Source organism: Mixta sp. Marseille-Q2659 (genome assembly GCF_940807255.1).
GTDB lineage: Bacteria > Pseudomonadota > Gammaproteobacteria > Enterobacterales > Enterobacteriaceae > Mixta.
The window spans coordinates 81831-101159 of the sequence record NZ_CALNWY010000003.1; the positions used below are offsets into that span (position 1 = coordinate 81831).

General features: G+C 55.4%; 11 protein-coding genes and 2 pseudogenes. 9 read left to right on the forward strand and 4 right to left on the reverse strand.

Going from position 1 to position 19329, the window contains the following annotated elements; genetic code table 11:
• Positions 1 to 209: 209 nt before the first annotated feature.
• Together rcsC and gyrA are read right to left on the reverse strand one after the other, a co-directional pair.
• Positions 210 to 3062: a two-component system sensor histidine kinase RcsC gene (gene rcsC / locus P3C52_RS03560; RefSeq protein ID WP_275553836.1), complete on the reverse strand. Its 2853-nt coding sequence runs from the start codon at positions 3060 to 3062 to the stop codon at positions 210 to 212.
• Positions 3063 to 3301: 239 nt separating this feature from the next.
• On the reverse strand, positions 3302 to 5938 hold the full coding sequence (gyrA, locus tag P3C52_RS03565) for a DNA topoisomerase (ATP-hydrolyzing) subunit A (RefSeq protein WP_275553837.1): 2637 nt from the start codon (positions 5936 to 5938) through the stop codon (positions 3302 to 3304).
• A 173-nt stretch (positions 5939 to 6111) separates the two neighbouring features.
• On the opposite strand from gyrA, the gene ubiG reads away from it, so the two are divergent.
• On the forward strand, positions 6112 to 6834 hold the full coding sequence (gene ubiG, locus P3C52_RS03570; RefSeq protein WP_275553838.1) for a bifunctional 2-polyprenyl-6-hydroxyphenol methylase/3-demethylubiquinol 3-O-methyltransferase UbiG: 723 nt from the start codon (positions 6112 to 6114) through the stop codon (positions 6832 to 6834).
• A 30-nt stretch (positions 6835 to 6864) separates the two neighbouring features.
• On the opposite strand, the gene P3C52_RS03575 is transcribed toward ubiG, so the two are convergent.
• On the reverse strand, positions 6865 to 7782 hold the full coding sequence (locus P3C52_RS03575; RefSeq protein ID WP_275553839.1) for a LysR substrate-binding domain-containing protein: 918 nt from the start codon (positions 7780 to 7782) through the stop codon (positions 6865 to 6867).
• Between the two features lie 359 nt (positions 7783 to 8141).
• On the opposite strand from P3C52_RS03575, the gene P3C52_RS03580 reads away from it, so the two are divergent.
• The 7 genes and pseudogenes from P3C52_RS03580 to yfaE all read left to right on the forward strand — a co-directional run bounded on the left by P3C52_RS03580 (position 8142) and on the right by yfaE (position 16405).
• The gene (locus tag P3C52_RS03580) at positions 8142 to 9470 is read left to right on the forward strand and encodes an MFS transporter (protein ID WP_275553840.1); all 1329 of its coding nucleotides are present in this window, start codon (positions 8142 to 8144) and stop codon (positions 9468 to 9470) included.
• A 38-nt stretch (positions 9471 to 9508) separates the two neighbouring features.
• On the forward strand, positions 9509 to 10258 hold the full coding sequence (locus P3C52_RS03585; RefSeq protein ID WP_275553841.1) for a glucose 1-dehydrogenase: 750 nt from the start codon (positions 9509 to 9511) through the stop codon (positions 10256 to 10258).
• A 19-nt stretch (positions 10259 to 10277) separates the two neighbouring features.
• Complete coding sequence (locus P3C52_RS03590; RefSeq protein ID WP_275553842.1) at positions 10278 to 11120, forward strand: transketolase; 843 nt, start codon at positions 10278 to 10280, stop codon at positions 11118 to 11120.
• Positions 11120 to 12118: a transketolase family protein gene (locus P3C52_RS03595; protein WP_275553947.1), complete on the forward strand. Its 999-nt coding sequence runs from the start codon at positions 11120 to 11122 to the stop codon at positions 12116 to 12118. The genes P3C52_RS03590 and P3C52_RS03595 overlap by 1 nt, the downstream gene beginning before the upstream one ends.
• Before the next feature lie 452 nt (positions 12119 to 12570).
• A pseudogene (gene nrdA / locus P3C52_RS03600) lies at positions 12571 to 14854 on the forward strand (class 1a ribonucleoside-diphosphate reductase subunit alpha).
• A gap of 157 nt (positions 14855 to 15011) precedes the next feature.
• A complete protein-coding gene (gene nrdB, locus P3C52_RS03605; protein ID WP_275553843.1) occupies positions 15012 to 16142 on the forward strand; it encodes a class Ia ribonucleoside-diphosphate reductase subunit beta in 1131 nt (376 codons plus the stop codon).
• A 2-nt stretch (positions 16143 to 16144) separates the two neighbouring features.
• Positions 16145 to 16405, forward strand: a complete 261-nt coding sequence (gene yfaE / locus P3C52_RS03610) for a class I ribonucleotide reductase maintenance protein YfaE (RefSeq protein WP_275553844.1) — start codon at positions 16145 to 16147, stop codon at positions 16403 to 16405.
• A gap of 55 nt (positions 16406 to 16460) precedes the next feature.
• On the opposite strand, the gene P3C52_RS03615 is transcribed toward yfaE, so the two are convergent.
• On the reverse strand, positions 16461 to 17657 hold the full coding sequence (locus tag P3C52_RS03615) for a nicotinamide mononucleotide deamidase-related protein YfaY (RefSeq protein WP_275553845.1): 1197 nt from the start codon (positions 17655 to 17657) through the stop codon (positions 16461 to 16463).
• 226 nt (positions 17658 to 17883) lie between these two features.
• On the opposite strand from P3C52_RS03615, the pseudogene P3C52_RS03620 reads away from it, so the two are divergent.
• Positions 17884 to 19325, forward strand: a pseudogene (locus P3C52_RS03620) (catalase).
• Positions 19326 to 19329 lie beyond the last annotated feature (4 nt).

The following is a 19329-nucleotide window of genomic DNA, read 5'->3' on the forward strand; positions in this document are numbered from 1 at the left end:
TATCTGAGCCAACACACCATGCCGTCATCATTTCCTGAAGATGATTCCGAAGATAATTTACGCGTTACAGCTGTTACACAATAATTGCGAGAAAAGAGATAACGATAAGCGTGTTATATACGCTTATCGTTAATGCCCTCGACGTTCTACAATAGGGGGAATTTAATGAAAAGGCGCGGGCGACAGTCGCGCCTTGCTGAATATTAAATTTATACGCCGCGCACTTTCCTCACGCGTTCAGCATAAATAGCCAGTGACGTTTTGAGCGTATCCAGTGTTACCGGTTTCGACAGACAGTTATCCATGCCAGCCTCCATGCAGCGCTGCTTCTCCTCCGCCAGCGCGTTCGCTGTTACGCCAATAATCGGGAAGGTTTGCCCCAGCTGGCGCAGACGCTGCGTCAGACGGTAGCCGTCCATATTCGGCATATTGACGTCGGTCAGTACAATATCGATCTCGCTGCGGCTGATAACGTTCAGCGCATCGACGCCGTCCTGCGCCGTTTTAACCCGATAGCCCAGCGAGCTAAGCTGATCGGAAAGCAGCATCCGGTTGATAGGATGATCGTCTACCACCAGCACCAGAATATCGTGATTATCGATGCCCTGCTGTTCCGGTACTGGCAGCGACGCCAGTCCATCCGGCACTTCCACCACTACGCTGTAAATCCTGCCCAGCAGCGCCGGCAGTTCATGCGGCATGGCGGTGCTGTAGATCCAACGGCCCGGCTTTACTTCATACGGCATGTCGATATGACCGCCGTCGAACATAATCACCGCGCGCACCAGCTGTTCCGGCTGGAAGTCGTAATCGGTAATGACCACATCATCCGCCTGCCACGTCTGATCTTCCAGACGTTTCACCCGGATACCGTGCGCCTGAAGCAGACGCGTCATAAACTCCGCAAGGAAATCGTTCCGCAGCGCCAGCCAGATCTGTTTATCCTGTAAGCCTTCATGCAGCACCGGCGCCATCATCTGGCTGTTGTAGAGCGGAATGCGCACGATAAACTGGCTGCCCATGCCTGGCTCGGATTCCACCTCAATATCGCCATCCATCATGTTGATCAGCTTTTCGCAGATCGCCAGGCCAAGGCCGGTGCCCTGGAAGTTACGCTGTACGCCGGTGCCGACCTGGAAGAAAGGATCAAACAGCCGGGTAATCTCTTTACCGGCGATACCGACGCCGGTATCGCGCACCCGCACCGCCAGATAACCGTCGCGCACATAGGCGTGCAGAATGATGCAACCGGTATGGGTGAATTTAATGGCGTTATTCAGCAGGTTAGAAACCACCTGTTGCAGACGCATCGGATCGCCGTCCAGCGCGACCGGCACGTCATATTCGATAAAACAGTAGAGCGTCAGACGCTTTTTCACCACCAGTGACAGATAGTTGGCGGTGATATGCGTGATAATCTCACGCGGCGCAAAGGGACGCGGCTCGATCTGCAGCTGTTCCGATTCGATTTTGGAGAAGTCGAGAATGTCGCTGATGATTTTCAGCAGCAGGCTGGAGGAGTTGTTCATCGCAGTAACCAGCGACTCCACGCCCTTCGGCAGCTGTTTGGTTTGCAGCAGATCGAGGTTGCCGATAATGCCGTACAGCGGCGTGCGTAGTTCATGGCTGACGGTAGCCAGGAACATCGATTTCGACTGGCTCGCCTGCTCGGCCGCCTGCGCCATTTCCTGTAGCGACTCTTCCATTTTTACGCGCGCGCTGACATCCACCAGCACGCAAATCGCCACGTTTTCATTGCGATAGCGCGAGTGGACAAAGCTGATTTGCAGGTTGGTATTGCTGCCGGTCAGCAGATCAACAAAGTTAACCTGCTGGCCGCTGATAATTTCCGTCAACTTCTGGCGATCTTCCTGCGTCAGCATGGTGAGATAGTTATGCGCCAGCTCATTACTGAGGATATTGGTGCCGTCGCGGGTGCGCAGGATACAGATGCCGACCGGCGCAGAGGCGACAATCTTACGGTTAAACTGCTCATGCTCTTCCAGCCGGTGCGCGTTCTCTTCCGCAGGCAAAAACATGCGACGCTCAAACAGCCACGCCAGGGTAAACAGAATGATGGCGCTGATCAGGTTCAGCAGGATCGCATTAATCATCAGCAGCTTAAGTCTGTCCACCAGCACATCCGTCGGCACCGAATAGATAATGCTCAGGTTGGATGGATGCAGGGTTTTCTTCAGCACCAGCTGTTTGTAGTTATCGACATAGCCAAACCAGGCTTTTTCATTAGGGATATCATCAAGCGAAAACGCCACGCGCCCACGGTTGGAAGAGAGTACCGGCTGATTCGCTTCGTTAATCAGCGTGGCGGTAATCGGCAGGCTGCCCGGCGTAACAAAATCATCAAGGCGGATGTTCTGCTCAATGCCGAGCAGGGCCTCCAGCTTGTTGGCGATATAAATCGGCGTCACCATATAGAAGTAGCCGACGCCTGGCTGGCCATTATTGCTGACCCAGTAGAGGCTGCTTTTGCGCTCGTCCGCGCTGCTGTTGCGGTAACGCAGGATACGGTCATGCAGCGTCGTCACGGTACGCTCGCGATCGACAGAGCCGTTGCCGATACCGAAGTCGGCCATGCACAGCCCTTCTCCGCCAATGAAAAAGACCCGATTCAGCTCATAGGCTGAAGCGAAGTTGGTTCTCCAGTAGTTCAGAAAATAGCTGAGCGATTCCAGCGAGCTACGCCAGGTGTTGCTCATAGAGGAGCAGTTTGAATTGGCCGCCAGCGGATAGAACTGTGGCAGCGTCGCCTTACCGGGGAAAACGCCGTTTAACGGATCTGTCCCGTTAGCGCCGTTGCTCAGGCGGTTTTCCGCGATGTATTTCAGCTCGCGGGTAATGTCGGCGGAATGGCGCACGTACCACTGCGCCTGATCATAGTTGAGCGTAAATTCCTGACGTACCTGCGCTTCCTGTTCGTGCAGGATGCTAATAACGTAAAACGCCGTCAGCAGCGCGCCCAGCGACCAGAGCATCAGCGCCAGCGCGCGAAACAGGTAGCGGGAAATTCGGAGCGTAGTGCGAAACGAAACGAGATATTTCAAGGGAAACCCGGGCGCAACCGCCAATGATTAAAAATTTTTGATCCCGCTACAGTAGCCGCAGGCGGCAAAAAAAGCCAGCCGTTAGCCTTACTTCCCGGCTCGCCTGCGGCAATTTCAGTTTTCTCCGGCTGGGATTGTCGGACGGCACTTGCCGGTCGGGGTCAGGTTATGACAGCGCCGCCTGATTACGGGCGTAAAAAAGGCCGGTTAAACCGGCCTTTTTATGACTGGAGCGGCGATTACTCTTCTTCGCCTTCCGGGATATCATCGTCGTTGTCCACTTCCGGGGCAATATCCTCCTCCCCTTCTGCGACGCTGCCGTCGATGGCGTCCAGCTCTTCTTCTTCCACCGGCTCGGCGACGCGCTGCAGACCTACCACATTTTCGTCCGCGGCGGTACGAATCAGAATCACACCCTGGGTGTTACGGCCCACGATGCTGACTTCCGAAACGCGCGTACGCACCAGCGTACCGGCATCGGTGATCATCATAATCTGATCGCTGTCCTCAACCTGCACCGCACCAATAACCGGCCCGTTGCGATCGGTGACTTTGATCGAGATAACGCCCTGCGTGGCGCGTGATTTGGTCGGGTATTCGCTATTGGCGGTACGTTTACCGTAACCGTTCTGCGTTACCGTCAGAATCGCGCCTTCGTCACGCGGCACAATCAGCGAGACCACGCGATCCCCTTCCGCCAGCTTGATGCCGCGCACGCCGGAAGCGGTACGGCCCATGGCACGCACAGCCTGCTCGGAGAAGCGCACCACTTTACCGGCCGCCGAGAACAGCATCACTTCATTGCTGCCTTCGGTCAGCGCCACGCCGATCAGCTCATCGTCTTCACGCAGGTTGACGGCGATAATACCGGCGCTGCGCGGACGGCTGAACTCGGTCAGCGAGGTTTTCTTCACGGTACCGCTGGCGGTCGCCATAAAGATATTGGTGCCTTCGGTGTATTCACGCACCGGCAGAATGGCGGTGATACGTTCGTTGGCTTCCAGCGGCAGCAGGTTGACGATCGGACGTCCACGCGCGCCACGGCTCGCTTCCGGCAGCTGGTAGACCTTCATCCAGTAGAGACGGCCACGGCTGGAGAAGCAGAGGATCGTATCGTGCGTATTGGCCACCAACAGGCGATCAATAAAGTCCTCTTCCTTGATGCGCGCCGCCGATTTCCCTTTACCACCGCGACGCTGCGCTTCGTAATCAGAAAGCGGCTGATATTTCACGTAGCCCTGATGTGACAGGGTAACCACGACATCTTCCTGATTGATCAGATCTTCGATATTGATATCGGCGCTGTTAGCGGTGATTTCGGTGCGGCGCTGATCGCCAAACTGGTCGCGGATCGCTTCCAGCTCTTCACGGATCACTTCCATCAGGCGCTCGGCGCTTTCCAGAATGTGGATCAGCTCGGCAATTTGCTCCAGCAGCTCTTTGTACTCGTCCAGCAGCTTCTCATGTTCCAGGCCTGTCAGCTTCTGCAGACGTAAATCAAGGATCGCCTGCGCCTGCTGTTCGGTCAGATGATAGCGACCGTCGCGAATACCAAACTGCTCTTCCAGCCATTCAGGGCGCGCCGCGTTATCACCGGCACGCTCCAGCATGGCGGCAACGTGACCCAGTTCCCAGGCCTGCGCAACCAGTCCGGCTTTCGCTTCGGCCGGGTTCGGCGCACGGCGGATCAGCTCGATAATCGGATCGATATTCGCCAGCGCAATCGCCAGACCTTCCAGGATATGCGCCCGATCGCGCGCCTTGCGCAGTTCAAAAATGGTACGGCGCGTGACGACTTCGCGACGATGGCGCACAAAGGCTTCCAGAATATCCTTCAGCGGCATAATCTTCGGCTGGCCCTGATGCAGCGCCACCATGTTGATGCCGAAAGAGACCTGCAGCTGCGTCAGCGAATAGAGGTTATTCAGCACTACTTCCGCTACTGCGTCGCGCTTCACTTCAATCACGATGCGCATGCCGTCTTTATCGGACTCGTCGCGCAGCGCGCTGATGCCTTCGATACGCTTATCTTTCACCAGCTCAGCGATTTTCTCGATCAGGCGCGCTTTGTTGACCTGATAGGGAATTTCGTGAATGACGATAGTTTCGCGACCGGTTTTGGCATCGGTTTCCACTTCGCCACGGGCGCGGATATAAATTTTACCGCGACCGGTACGATAGGCTTCTTCAATACCGCGACGACCGTTGATGATAGCAGCGGTGGGGAAATCCGGTCCTGGGATATGCTCCATCAGCCCTTCGACGCTGATATTCTCATCGTCGATATAGGCCAGACAGCCGTTGATCACCTCAGTAAGGTTATGCGGCGGAATGTTGGTGGCCATACCCACGGCGATACCTGACGAGCCGTTAACCAGCAGGTTAGGCACTTTGGTCGGCAGCACTTCAGGGATCTGCTCGGTGCCGTCGTAGTTCGGCACAAAATCGACGGTCTCTTTTTCGAGATCCGCCAGCAGCTCGTGGGCAATTTTCGCCATACGGACTTCGGTATAACGCATCGCCGCTGCGGAGTCGCCGTCGATGGAACCGAAGTTGCCCTGGCCATCCACCAGCATGTAACGCAGCGAAAACGGCTGCGCCATACGCACGATGGTGTCATAAACGGCGGAATCGCCGTGCGGGTGATATTTACCGATGACGTCGCCAACGACACGGGCAGATTTTTTGTAAGGTTTGTTCCAGTCGTTGCCCAGCACGCTCATGGCAAAAAGCACGCGGCGGTGGACTGGCTTCAGGCCATCGCGAACATCTGGTAATGCACGGCCAACGATGACCGACATGGCGTAATCAAGATAAGAACTCTTCAGTTCTTCCTCAATATTGACCGGTGTGATTTCTCTGGCAAGGTCGCTCATGGAGCCGCTATCCCTCTACATTTATCCCGGATTTAAAGGTGCGAAAGTATATCACATTGCAACCAGCCGGTGAACGGAAAGCAGCGTTTTAAACGCGCTTTAGGCTTTGTCGCGCCGTGCCGATCGCCGCGAGAAGATGTATACTCCGAAAAACTTTGTCAGGAGTAAAAAAGATGGATGCGAGAGCGCAGATGAACAATGTGGATCAGGCGGAAATCGCCAAATTTGAAGCGGTGGCGTCACGCTGGTGGGATCTGGAAGGTGAGTTTAAGCCGCTGCACCGCATTAATCCGCTGCGCCTTGGCTATATCGCGCAACATGCCGGCGGTCTGTTTGGTAAGAAAGTGCTGGATGTGGGCTGCGGCGGCGGCATTCTGGCGGAAAGTATGGCGCGCGAAGGCGCGGAAGTGACCGGACTCGATATGGGCGGCGAGCCGCTGGAAGTGGCGCGTCTGCATGCGCTGGAGAGCGGCGTTACGCTGGATTACGTGCAGCAAACGGTAGAGGATCACGCCGAGCAGCACGCGGGCCGCTACGACGTGGTGACCTGTATGGAGATGCTGGAGCATGTGCCGGATCCCCGTTCGGTGGTGCTGGCCTGCGCGCGTCTGGTGAAACCGGGCGGCGACGTCTTTTTCTCCACCATCAACCGCAACGCCAAATCCTGGCTGATGGCGGTGGTCGGCGCGGAATATGTGCTGCGTATGGTGCCGCGCGGCACACACGATGCGAAAAAATTTATTCGTCCGGCGGAGCTGCTGCACTGGGTGGATGAAACCCCGCTGCGCGAAAAGCATATTATCGGGCTGCACTATAATCCGCTGCGCGACAGCTTCCGTCTCGCCCCAGGCGTGGACGTTAACTATATGCTGCATACGCGCCACGGCGAGGCCTAAGCGCCTGTCGCCGCGCCGGGCGGTTCGAGTCTACAGATGAAACTGGCTGGCGCACAGCTCCTGCTCCAGCCAGCCAAGAAAACGCTTCATTTTGTCCTTCTTTTCGCTGGCGTGCGGAAACACCAGATGATGCGCGCTAACCGGCATAGCGAAGCGGTCGTCGAAAACCGGCACCAGCTTGCCCGTGCGAATATAATCCTGCGCCAGCAGATTGCTCTCCAGAATAAATCCCATATTCATGCAGGCGGCCTCAAAGCTCATATAAGAGCGATCGAAACTAAACACAAAACTTTTGCTTTTATATTCCACGTCGTGCCATGAAAACCAAACGTCCCAGCCAATCAGCGTAATTTCAGAATTAATCAGCTCGCTAAAAACCAGCTGTTCAGGATGCGTAACAGGATGGCGCGCCAGATAGTCCGGCGAGGCCAGCACCACCATTTTTTCATTTTTAATGGTTTTTACGCTTAAGGTCGGCCATTCCGCCAGCCCGTGGCGAATATCAATATCCACATTGTCACGGGCAAACTGCAAATTTTCATAAGAGCAGGTCAGGTTAAGCTGAATATCAGGGTGCGCCTCCCTGAATTTATCCAGCCGTTTCATCAGCCACAGCAGGCCAAAGCTCGGCGAAGAATGCACCCGCAGATGCTCATGATGAATATCGTTAATTGCCTTTTCCGTCGCGCGGCCAATAATATTTAACGGACCGGCAATTTCTTTCAGATAAATCTCACCGGTTAACGTTAGCACTACCCCTTTACCGTTACGGGTAAAGAGTTTTTTCCCTAAAAAACGCTCCAGCGCGGCAATTTGATGGCTCACCGCTGATGAGGTCACATTTAAATTTTCCGCCGCACTATTCAGGCTGCCGCTATTTGCTACCTCGATAAACGCTAAAATATTTTTTAACGAGGGTAGAGGGAGGTTATTTTTTCTGGCCGTCACCGAACGCGTCTCCTGAAGATAATGTTCTGCGCCTGATTGTATCCTGCAAAACGGAGCGGAACAATTTATTAACCAGCCCCCTTAACACACCTCAACAACACCTTTAATCGCTATAAAATGTGACGAGCGTTGCATTTTTAATTCTCGCCATTGACGTTAAACCGTAATGATCATTCTCAGCTAATTGGCAAACCTTTATGAGCCCTCTCACGAATCAAATTTTTCTCAGCCACAACTGAATTTTTTTAACTTCCCATTTCTTTTTTAACGCATATAGTCAACTCACCCTAATTAACCTTCTCTCTTAAAAAAATGTAATTAAAACGTCGTCCGATGCCACGTATTTAAGGGGCTAACGCATGTTCAGAACAGAAGCCACGTCATTAGTACAAACCAGGCAGAGTTATTATCGTTTTGTTGTCCTTGCCTTAATCTTTATTGTTTACGCGGTAAATTATGCCGACAGAACGAATATTGGCGCCGTACTGCCTTTTATCATTAAAGAATTTCATATTAATAATTTCGAAGCCGGCGCTATTGCCAGTATGTTTTTCCTGGGCTATGCGCTGAGCCAAATTCCCGCCGGTTTTTTTATGGCTAAAAAAGGGATTCGCGGCGTGGTCGCGCTCTCCATATTCGGCTTTTCCTTTTTTACCTGGCTAATGGGCACCGCGTCGTCGGTGGTCGGGTTGAAATGGATCCGGCTTGGGCTGGGATTAAGCGAAGGCCCCTGTCCGGTCGGGCTGGCCTCCACCATCAATAACTGGTTTCCCGCCAAAGAGAAAGCGACGGCAACCGGCGTCTTTATCGCTGCCACCATGTTTGCGCCGATTATCGTGCCACCGCTGGCGGTCTGGATTGCGCTGGAGTATGGCTGGCGCTGGGTATTTTTTTCCTTCGCGATTCCCGGCATGATTGTCGCTGTCGCCTGGTATTTACTGGTTAAAACCAAACCCGCGGAAAGCCGTTTTGTTTCCCCTGGCGAGCTGGATATTATTCAGGCGGACAGTAGCAACAGAAATCAAACGCGCCAGAATTTAATTCTGCATCCTAAATTTGCGCGGCTGGATCGCCTTATTCGGGTAAAAAAACTCGCGCCCATCAATAACGCCAAAGATTTGTTTAAATCGAAAAATATTATCGGCGATTTCCTGGCCTATTTTATGATGGTCAGCGTGCTGTACGGTTTACTGACCTGGATTCCGCTTTATTTAGTGCAGGAAAAAGGCTTTACATTTTTAAATATGGGCTTTGTCGCTACCATGCCCTGCCTGGGCGGATTAATCGGCGCCATCGGCGGCGGATATATTTCCGATAAGCTATTAGGGCGCCGTCGTAAACCCACCATGATATTTACCGCCGTCGCCACCGTAATAATGATGTTCATTATGCTGCATATTTCCGGCGACACCTTAACGATTTGCCTCGGCCTGTTTTTTGTCGGTTTCTGCCTGAATATCGGCTGGCCCGCTTTTACCGCTTACGGCATGGCGGTGGCCGACAGTAAAACCTATCCGATCGCCGCCTCCATTATTAACAGCGGCGGCAATTTGGGCGGTTTTGTTTCCCCGATGGTCGCCGGATTTCTGCTGGATAAAACCGGCAGCTTTAATGCGGTATTTACCTATTTTGGCATCTGCGCGGCAATTGGGCTGGTGCTGATCTGCCTGCTCGACGAGCCGGAATAACGCTCACTTTATTATTACCGTTCTTAATGGAGTTAATTATGTTGCTAGAAGACAAAGTCGCCGTCATTACCGGCGCCGCATCCGTACGCGGTTTAGGCTTCGCCACCGCCAAACTGTTCGCCAGCCAGGGCGCGAAAGTGGTGATTATCGATCTCGACGCCGATGCCAGCGCGGCAGCGGCCAGCAAGCTGGGCGCGGGCCATCTCGGCCTGGCCGCTAACGTCGCCTGCGAGCAGCAGGTTAACGCGGCGATTGAGCAGGTGCTGGGCAAATATGGCCGCATCGATGTGCTGGTCAACAATGCCGGGATCACGCAGCCCATTAAGCTGATGGATATTAAACGCGAAAATTACGATGCGGTGCTGGATGTCAGCCTGCGCGGCACGCTGCTGATGTCGCAGGCGGTGATCCCGACGATGCGCAGCCAGCGCGCGGGCAGTATCGTTTGTATCTCCTCCGTTTCTGCCCAGCGCGGCGGCGGTATTTTCGGCGGCCCACACTACAGCGCGGCCAAAGCGGGCGTGCTGGGGTTGATGAAAGCGATGGCGCGCGAATTGGGGCCGGATAACGTGCGCGTCAACGCTATCGCGCCCGGCCTGATCCAGACCGACATTACCGCCGGCAAGCTCTCCGACGAGATGCGGCAGTCTATTCTTTCCGGCATCCCGCTCAACCGTCTCGGAGATGCCGCTGACATCGCTGGCGCGGCGCTGTTCCTTGCCAGTCCCCTTTCCGCTTACTCCACCGGCATTACGCTCGACGTAAACGGCGGAATGCTGATCCATTAATCGATTCCAGGGGAACAACATGTCACAGAGTGAACTACAGAAAGTTGCCGCAGCGGCCTGGCGTATCCGCCGTTACGCCCTGCGCATGGGCGAAGTACAGGGCCAGGGTTATATCGGACAGGCGCTGGGCATTGCCGATGTGCTGGCCACCGCGTTCAGCCATACCATGAACTTTCGACCAGAGGAGCCGGAATGGGAAGGACGCGATCGCTTTTTGCTGTCGCACGGCCATTACGCCATCGCTTATTACGCCGCGCTGATAGAGGCGGGCATCATCCTGGAAAGCGAGCTGGAAACTTACGGCTCGGACGACAGCCGCCTGCCGATGTCCGGCATGGCGACCTACACGCCGGGCATGGAGATCTCCGGCGGCTCGTTGGGCCAGGGATTGAGCATCGCGGTCGGTATGGCGCTGGGTCTGAAGCAGAAGCAGAGCAGCGCGCTGGTGATTAACTCCATGTCCGACGGCGAGCTGGACGAAGGCTCAACCTGGGAAGCGGCGATGTCGGCCGCGCATTATCAGCTCGCCAACCTGATTAACCTGATTGACGTCAACCGCCAGCAGGCGGACGGAAATTCGCAAAACATCCTCGGCTATGAGCCGCTGCAGGATAAATGGTCGGCGTTCGGCTGGTATGTGCAGCGCGTGGATGGCAACGATTTGAAGCAGGTGATCGCCGCGTTCGATAAGGCAAAAAATCATCAGGCCGCCGTCCCGCGCGTCATCATCTGCGACACCCTGATGGGCAAAGGCGTCCCCTTCCTTGAAGAACGGGATAAAAACCATTTTATTCGCGTCGATGCCGATGAGTGGCAGAAAGCGCTGGCAGTACTGGATACGCAACCACAAGGAGTCGCATGATGGCGCAAACGTCAACCAAACCCCGTTTGACTACCTCGGCAATGATCGCTTCTATTGCCGATGAAGGGCAGGAAACGCGCTCCGCGCCCTTTGGCCATGCGCTGGTCGAGCTGGCACGCCAGCGGCAGGATATTGTCGGCATGACCGCCGACCTGGCGAAATATACCGATCTGCATATTTTTGCCCAGGCTTATCCGGATCGCTTTTTCCAGATGGGCATGGCCGAGCAGTTGCTGATGGGCGCTGCGGGCGGCATGGCGAAAGAGGGCTTTGTGCCGTTCGTCACCACCTACGCGGTTTTCGCCACGCGCCGCGCCTACGATTTTATTCATCAGGTGATCGCCGAAGAGCATCTGAACGTCAAGATCGCCGCCGCCCTGCCCGGCCTGACAACCGGCTATGGCCCAAGCCATCAGGCGACCGAAGATGTAGCGATCATGCGCGGCATTCCCGGCATGACAATTATCGATCCCTGCGACGCGCTGGATATTGAACAGGCGGTACCGGCGATCGCTGCCCATAACGGCCCGGTTTATATGCGCCTGCTGCGCGGTAAGGTGCCGGTGGTGCTGGATAAATATGATTACCAGTTTGAAATCGGCAAAGCCAGGCTGCTGGAGGAAGGCCAGGATGTACTGTTAATCGCCTCCGGGATCATGACCATGCGCGCGCTGGCGGTGGCGGAACAGCTGCGGCGCGACAATATCAGCGTAGCGGTGCTGCATTCGCCCACCATTAAGCCGCTGGATGAAACAACCATCCTGGCGCAGGCCGCCAAACCGGGTCGCCTGGTGATGACGGTGGAAAACCACACTGCCGTCGGCGGGCTGAGCGAGGCGGTCGCCACGCTGCTGCTGCGTAACGGCGTTCATGTGGATTTCGATGCCATCACCCTGCCCGATGCGTTTCTCGATGCGGGCGCGCTGCCAACGCTACACGATCGTTACGGGATCTCCACCGCCGCCATGATCGCGCGGATCAAAGCACGCCTGGGCTGACACGCTGGCCGCTGGTAACGCCAGCGGCCTCTTTTGATCTTCACAAAAAGTTATCAATCGTTTTACTTCCACCCGCGCCGCTTTCGGCGTTAAGCCCCTTTTTACAGGCCAATTCAGCGTTCTGTTAGCAGAAAACACGTCCGGCGCAAGTTACAAAAAAGAGCAATGTTCATAAAATCGGCGTTCGATCAAAATTTCATTTTTTTTTCCCCTGGCATTGACAAGCCAGCGGCCCTTGCGAAACGCGGACTTAAGAAAAAAGCTGAAAAAAGCAAGCGCTCAACAATACAAAATCAGTATTGTGCTGAGGCGAGAACTTACTAGAATACTCACCATCTTGTTGTTCATTTACTCTTCACCCCCTATATATAGTGTTTATCCACAGAGTTACTCACAAAGAGCAAGCTGTGTATAAACGGGGGATATTTTTTCACGGACAGGTATAACGCGACATGAATCAGAGTCTGCTCGTCACTAAACGCGATGGCCGCAAAGAGCGCATCAATCTGGACAAAATCCACCGGGTTCTCGACTGGGCTGCGGAAGGTTTACAAAATGTTTCCGTTTCTCAGGTTGAGCTGCGTTCCCACATCCAGTTCTACGACGGCATTAAAACCTCCGACATTCACGAGACCGTCATCAAAGCGGCCGCCGACTTGATCTCGCGTGACGCGCCGGATTATCAGTATATGGCCGCTCGCCTGGCCATTTTCCACCTGCGTAAAAAAGCCTACGGCCAGTTTGAGCCGCCGGCGCTTTACGATCAGGTGGTGCGTATGGTCGATATGGGTAAATACGACCGCCATCTGCTGGAAGATTACAGCCGCGAAGAGTTCGAACAGATGGACGGCTTTATCGACCACTGGCGCGATATGAATTTCTCCTACGCGGCGGTGAAGCAGCTGGAAGGCAAATATCTGGTGCAGAACCGCGTCAGCGGCGAAATCTATGAGAGCGCGCAGTTCCTCTATATTCTGGTTGCCGCCTGCCTGTTCTCCAACTATCCGCGCGAAACCCGCCTGGATTACGTGAAGCGTTTTTATGACGCGGTATCGACCTTTAAAATTTCCCTGCCGACGCCGATTATGTCCGGCGTGCGTACCCCGACTCGCCAGTTCAGCTCCTGCGTGCTGATCGAGTGCGGCGACAGCCTGGATTCCATTAACGCCACCTCCAGCGCGATTGTGAAATATGTTTCCCAGCGCCGGTATCGGCATCAACGCCGGACGTATTCGCGCGCTGGGCAGCCCGATTCGCGGCGGCGAAGCGTTCCATACCGGCTGTATCCCGTTCTACAAACATTTCCAGACCGCAGTGAAATCCTGCTCACAGGGCGGCGTGCGCGGCGGTGCGGCGACGCTGTTCTATCCGATGTGGCATCTGGAAGTGGAAAGCCTGCTGGTACTGAAAAACAACCGCGGCGTGGAAGGCAACCGCGTGCGTCATATGGACTACGGCGTGCAGATCAACAAGCTGATGTATCAGCGCCTGCTGAAAGGCCAGGACATTACCCTGTTCAGCCCGTCTGACGTCCCAGGCCTGTATGACGCTTTCTTCGCCGATCAGGATGAATTTGAGCGCCTGTACACCAAATATGAGCAGGACGACAGCATCCGCAAACAGCGCGTGAAGGCGGTCGATCTCTTCTCGCTGATGATGCAGGAACGCGCTTCAACTGGCCGTATCTATATTCAGAACGTCGATCACTGCAACACCCATAGCCCGTTCGATCCCGCTATTGCACCGGTGCGTCAGTCCAACCTGTGCCTGGAGATCGCGCTGCCGACCAAGCCGCTGATGGATGTTAACGACGAAAACGGCGAAATCGCGCTCTGTACGCTCTCTGCCTTTAACCTGGGCGCAATTGAGAGCCTGGACGATCTGGAAGAGCTGGCAACGCTGGCGGTACGCGCGCTGGATGCCCTGCTCGACTATCAGGATTACCCGATTCCAGCGGCGAAACGCGGCGCAATGGGCCGTCGTACTTTGGGGATCGGCGTGATCAACTTCGCTTACTATCTGGCGAAGCATGGCGTGCGCTACTCCGACGGCAGCGCCAACAACCTGACGCACCAGACCTTCGAAGCGATTCAGTATTACCTGCTGAAAGCCTCTAATGAGCTGGCGAAAGAGCAAGGTGCCTGTCCGTGGTTCAACGAAACCACCTATGCGCAGGGCATTATGCCGATCGACACCTACAAGAAAGATCTGGATGCGATCTGCAACGAGCCGCTGCATCTCGACTGGGATACGCTACGTGAAGAGATCAAAACCCACGGCCTGCGTAACTCCACGCTCTCCGCGCTGATGCCGTCTGAGACCTCATCGCAGATCTCTAACGCCACCAACGGCATTGAGCCGCCGCGCGGTCATATCAGTATTAAAGCGTCGAAAGACGGTATTCTGCGCCAGGTGGTGCCGGAGTATGAGCGCCTGAAGGAGAGCTACGAGCTGCTGTGGGAAATGCCGAGCAACGACGGCTATCTGCAACTGGTCGGCGTGATGCAGAAGTTTATCGATCAGGCGATCTCCGCCAACACCAACTACGATCCGTCGCGCTTTGCTAATAACAAAGTGCCGATGAAACAGCTGCTGAAAGATCTGCTCACCGCCTATAAATTCGGCGTGAAAACGCTCTATTACCAAAACACCCGCGACGGTGCGGAAGATGCGCAGGACGATCTGGCGCCATCCATTCAGGATGACGGCTGCGAAAGCGGCGCCTGTAAGATTTAATCGGGTCTGGCCGGACACATCCGGCCACGACGCTTCTTTTGGTCAGGCTGCATGGCCTGACCGCAACATGGCAGGCCGTGCGATGCGCGGTCAAAACGGCTGTCAGCGCCTCGCCCCCTGCGGCAAGGCCAGCCTCCGTTAGCATGTGGAATCAACTATGGCTTACACCACTTTTTCTCAGAATAAAAACGATCAGCTGCTGGAGCCGATGTTTTTCGGCCAGTCGGTTAACGTGGCGCGTTACGATCAGCAGAAATATGACATTTTTGAAAAGCTGATTGAGAAGCAGCTCTCCTTCTTCTGGCGCCCGGAAGAGGTTGACGTTTCACGCGATCGCATCGATTTCCAGGCGCTGCCGGATCACGAAAAGCATATCTTTATCAGCAATCTGAAATATCAGACGCTGCTGGATTCCATTCAGGGCCGCAGCCCGAACGTGGCGCTGCTGCCGCTGATCTCTATCCCGGAACTGGAAACCTGGGTGGAAACCTGGGCCTTCTCTGAAACCATCCATTCCCGCTCCTACACGCATATTATTCGTAATATCGTCAACGATCCGGCGATCGTGTTCGATGACATCGTGACCAACGAGCAGATCCTGAAGCGTGCCAGCGATATTTCCGGCTATTACGACGATTTGATCGAGATGACCAGCTACTGGCATCTGCTGGGTGAAGGCACGCACCAGGTCAACGGCAAAACCGTTACCGTGAATCTGCGCGCGCTGAAAAAGCAGCTTTATCTCTGCCTGATGAGCGTCAACGCGCTGGAAGCGATTCGCTTCTACGTCAGCTTCGCCTGCTCCTTCGCCTTTGCCGAGCGCGAACTGATGGAAGGCAACGCGAAAATCATCCGCCTGATTGCGCGTGATGAAGCGCTGCACCTGACCGGCACCCAGCATATGCTGAACCTGATGCGCAGCGGCGAAGATGACCCGGAAATGGCTGAGATTGCCCAGGAGTGCCGTCAGGAGTGCTACGAGCTGTTTAAACTGGCAGCGGTGCAGGAAAAAGAGTGGGCGGAATATCTGTTCCGCGACGGCTCGATGATCGGCCTGAACAAAGATATTCTCTGCCAGTACATTGAATATATTACCAATATCCGTATGCAGGCAGTTGGGCTGGATCTGCCGTTCCAGACGCGCTCGAACCCGATTCCGTGGATCAACGCCTGGCTGGTTTCGGATAACGTACAGGTGGCGCCGCAGGAAGTGGAAGTCAGTTCTTACCTGGTGGGTCAGATTGACTCCGAAGTGGGCGAAAACGACTTCGACGATTTCCAGCTGTAATCATGGCCGGCCAGCGAATAAAGCTGTGCGTTTCCGGCGCGCAGCTTGAATGTACCGACGAGCATCCCTCCCTGCTGGCGGCGCTGGAAGCGCATAATATCTGCGTGGAATATCAGTGTCGCGAAGGCTATTGCGGCTCCTGCCGCACGCGCCTGATTAAGGGCGAGGTCAGCTATGCCGGACAGCCGTTAGCCTTTATTCAGCAGGGTGAGATTCTGCCCTGCTGCTGTAAAGCCAACGGTGATATTGAGATTGAGCTGTAGTAACAAAACGGTCGTTATCACCCCAAAGCCCAACTTCTCGTTGGGCTTTGGCATTTTATGCCTTCAGGGTTTCCACCACATCCACCCAACCGTGACCGACGGAAACGTCCATGCCGTGCAGCCAGCGGCGCAGCATATTCAACGCCATCATTGCCACCAGCTCCTGCCGCGTTTGGCGGGTGTGACGCTGGTTATTGAATTTCACCTGCTGACCAAAGGTGCCTTCCGGCGTATACAGCGCAAAGCTCAACTGTTCATCCTGCAACGCACCGATCGCCAGCGCCAGCGAAGCCTGCTGCGCCTGCGCCCGTTGCTGCGCGTGCTGGGCCAGCTCATCCAGCGTCCGGTTCTCTGCAGTCAGCACCTCGCCTGCGCGACACGGCGCATCGCCCGACGCCAGCTGCCACTGCACCAGACCGGCGGTGAACTGCTCGCTGACGGTTAAGGTCAGCTGACGCGCACGCAGCTGCTGTGCCAGCAGCGCCGGCAGCCCCTGCGTGCCTTCAAACAGCGTGCATTCCGCCAGCTGTAAACGCACCTGCTGCCAGACCTGCTCCATCGCCACCTTCTGTTCCGCCGGACCGGTCAGTTTGATTTCAATGATCGGCATCGAAGAACGGTAGCCCATCACCACGCCGTCCGGCAGCGCCAGTGGCTCCAGCTCCGCCGCCAGATCGCTCTCGCCGCGGCCAAAAGTGGTTAAGCGCAGGCAGAGCGGCGGCTCCGGCAGCGTAAAACGCGCCTTCAGGCGCGGCAGGATCTGCTGCTCCACCATCACTTTAAATTCCGACGGCACGCCGGGCGTAAAGACAATCCAGCAATCATTCAGCGTAACCGCAAAGCCGCAGGCGGTGCCGACCGGGTTATCAATGAGTTCGCTGCCCGCCGGGATCTCCGCCTGCTTGCGATTGCTGGGCGCCATCGGACGTCCGCGGCTGGCGAAAAAGGCTTCGATTTTCTCCAGCCAGGCGGGCTGCAGCTCCAGCTCAACGCCGCAGGCAGTAGCCGCCGCCTGCGCGCTCAGATCGTCGCTGGTCGGCCCCAGCCCGCCGTTTACGATCAGGACATCGGCAATGCGGCTGCGCTCGGTGAGCGCATCGACCAGCGAGGAGAGGCTGTCGCCTACGGTCGCGCGACTGGTCATCGGCAGCCCCTGCTGAAACAGCACGTCCGCCAGCCAGGCAGCATTGGTATCAATAATCTGACCGTGCAGCACTTCATCGCCCGTTGAGAGCATTTCCACTCTAATCACGTCACGTCCTCCTGTGGTTAAGACTTTTACTGTAGAAAGGCGCGCCGGTGAATACAACGTAAATATCCGGTTATGAACAGTTTCAGGGATAGCAGCAATAGCTTCTGCCAGATTGTCAGCGCACCGCTTTGGGCAGCAAAATAGCGCAAACAATAGGTTTCCCCAATTAAAAACAAGTTTTACCTCGGTAAAACCTTTGACAATCACACCGATAGAGAACAGCCTCATGAATAAAAAAGGTCTCACTACTGCTTCAGGCGCGCCGGTTGCCCATAACAATAACTCTATGTCTGCCGGTCGCCGTGGCCCGCTGCTGTTGCAAGACGTTTGGCTGCTGGAAAAATTGGCCCATTTCGATCGTGAAGTGATCCCCGAACGTCGTATGCACGCCAAAGGATCGGGCGCTTACGGCACCTTTACCGTGACGCAAGATATTACCCGCTTTACCCGCGCTAAGCTGTTCTCCGAGGTAGGCAAAAAAACCGATCTCTTTATTCGTTTCTCTACGGTTGCCGGTGAGCGCGGCGGCGCCGACGCCGAGCGTGATATTCGCGGCTTCTCGCTGAAATTTTATACCGAAGAGGGCAACTGGGATCTGGTCGGCAACAATACGCCGGTCTTCTACCTGCGCGATCCGCTGAAATTCCCGGACCTGAACCACGTGGTCAAACGCGATCCGCGTACTAACCTGCGTAACCCACTTATAAATGGGATTTCTTCTCGCACCTGCCGGAATCGCTGCACCAGCTGACCATTGACTTCAGCGATCGCGGCCTGCCGCGCTCTTATCGTCATATTCACGGTTTCGGCAGTCATACCTACAGCTTTATCAATGCGCAACAGGAACGCTTCTGGGTGAAATTCCATATGCGCTGTCAGCAGGGCATCGAAAACCTGATGGATGATGAAGCGCAGCTGTTGATCGGTCGCGATCGCGAAAGTTCGCAGCGCGATCTGTTTGAATCCATCGAGCGCGGCGATTTTCCCCGCTGGAAGTTTTATGTGCAGGTGATGCCGGAACATGAGGCGTCACAAACGCCTTATAACCCGTTCGATCTGACTAAAGTGTGGCCGCATGCCGATTATCCGCTGATTGAAGTGGGCGAATTCGAGCTGAACCGTAACCCGGACAACTACTTTGCCGAGGTTGAGCAGGTGGCGATGAGCCCGGCTAACGTGGTGCCCGGCATCGGCTTCTCGCCGGATCGCATGCTGCAGGGCCGTCTGTTCTCTTATGGCGACGCGCACCGCTATCGTCTGGGAGTGAATCACCATCAGATCCCGGTCAACGCGCCGAAGTGCCCGTTCCACAGCTATCACCGTGACGGCGCGATGCGCGTGGACGGCAACAGCGGCAACGGCGCAACCTACGAGCCGAACAGCTTTGGCGTATTCCAGGAACAGCCGGACTTTAGCGAGCCGCCGCTGTCGCTGGAAGGCGCGGCCGATCACTGGAATCATCGTGAAGATGACGACTATTTCAGCCAGCCGCGCGCGCTGTTTAATTTGCTGAGCGAAGAAGAACACCAGCGTATGTTTGCGCGTATTGCCGGCGAGCTGGTGCATGTTCCTGAGTTTATTCAGCAGCGTCAGATCGCCCTGTTCCGTCAGGTTGACGAAGCCTACGGCGCGGGCGTGGAAAATGCCCTGCGCGCCCTGCAGGGTTAAGTCA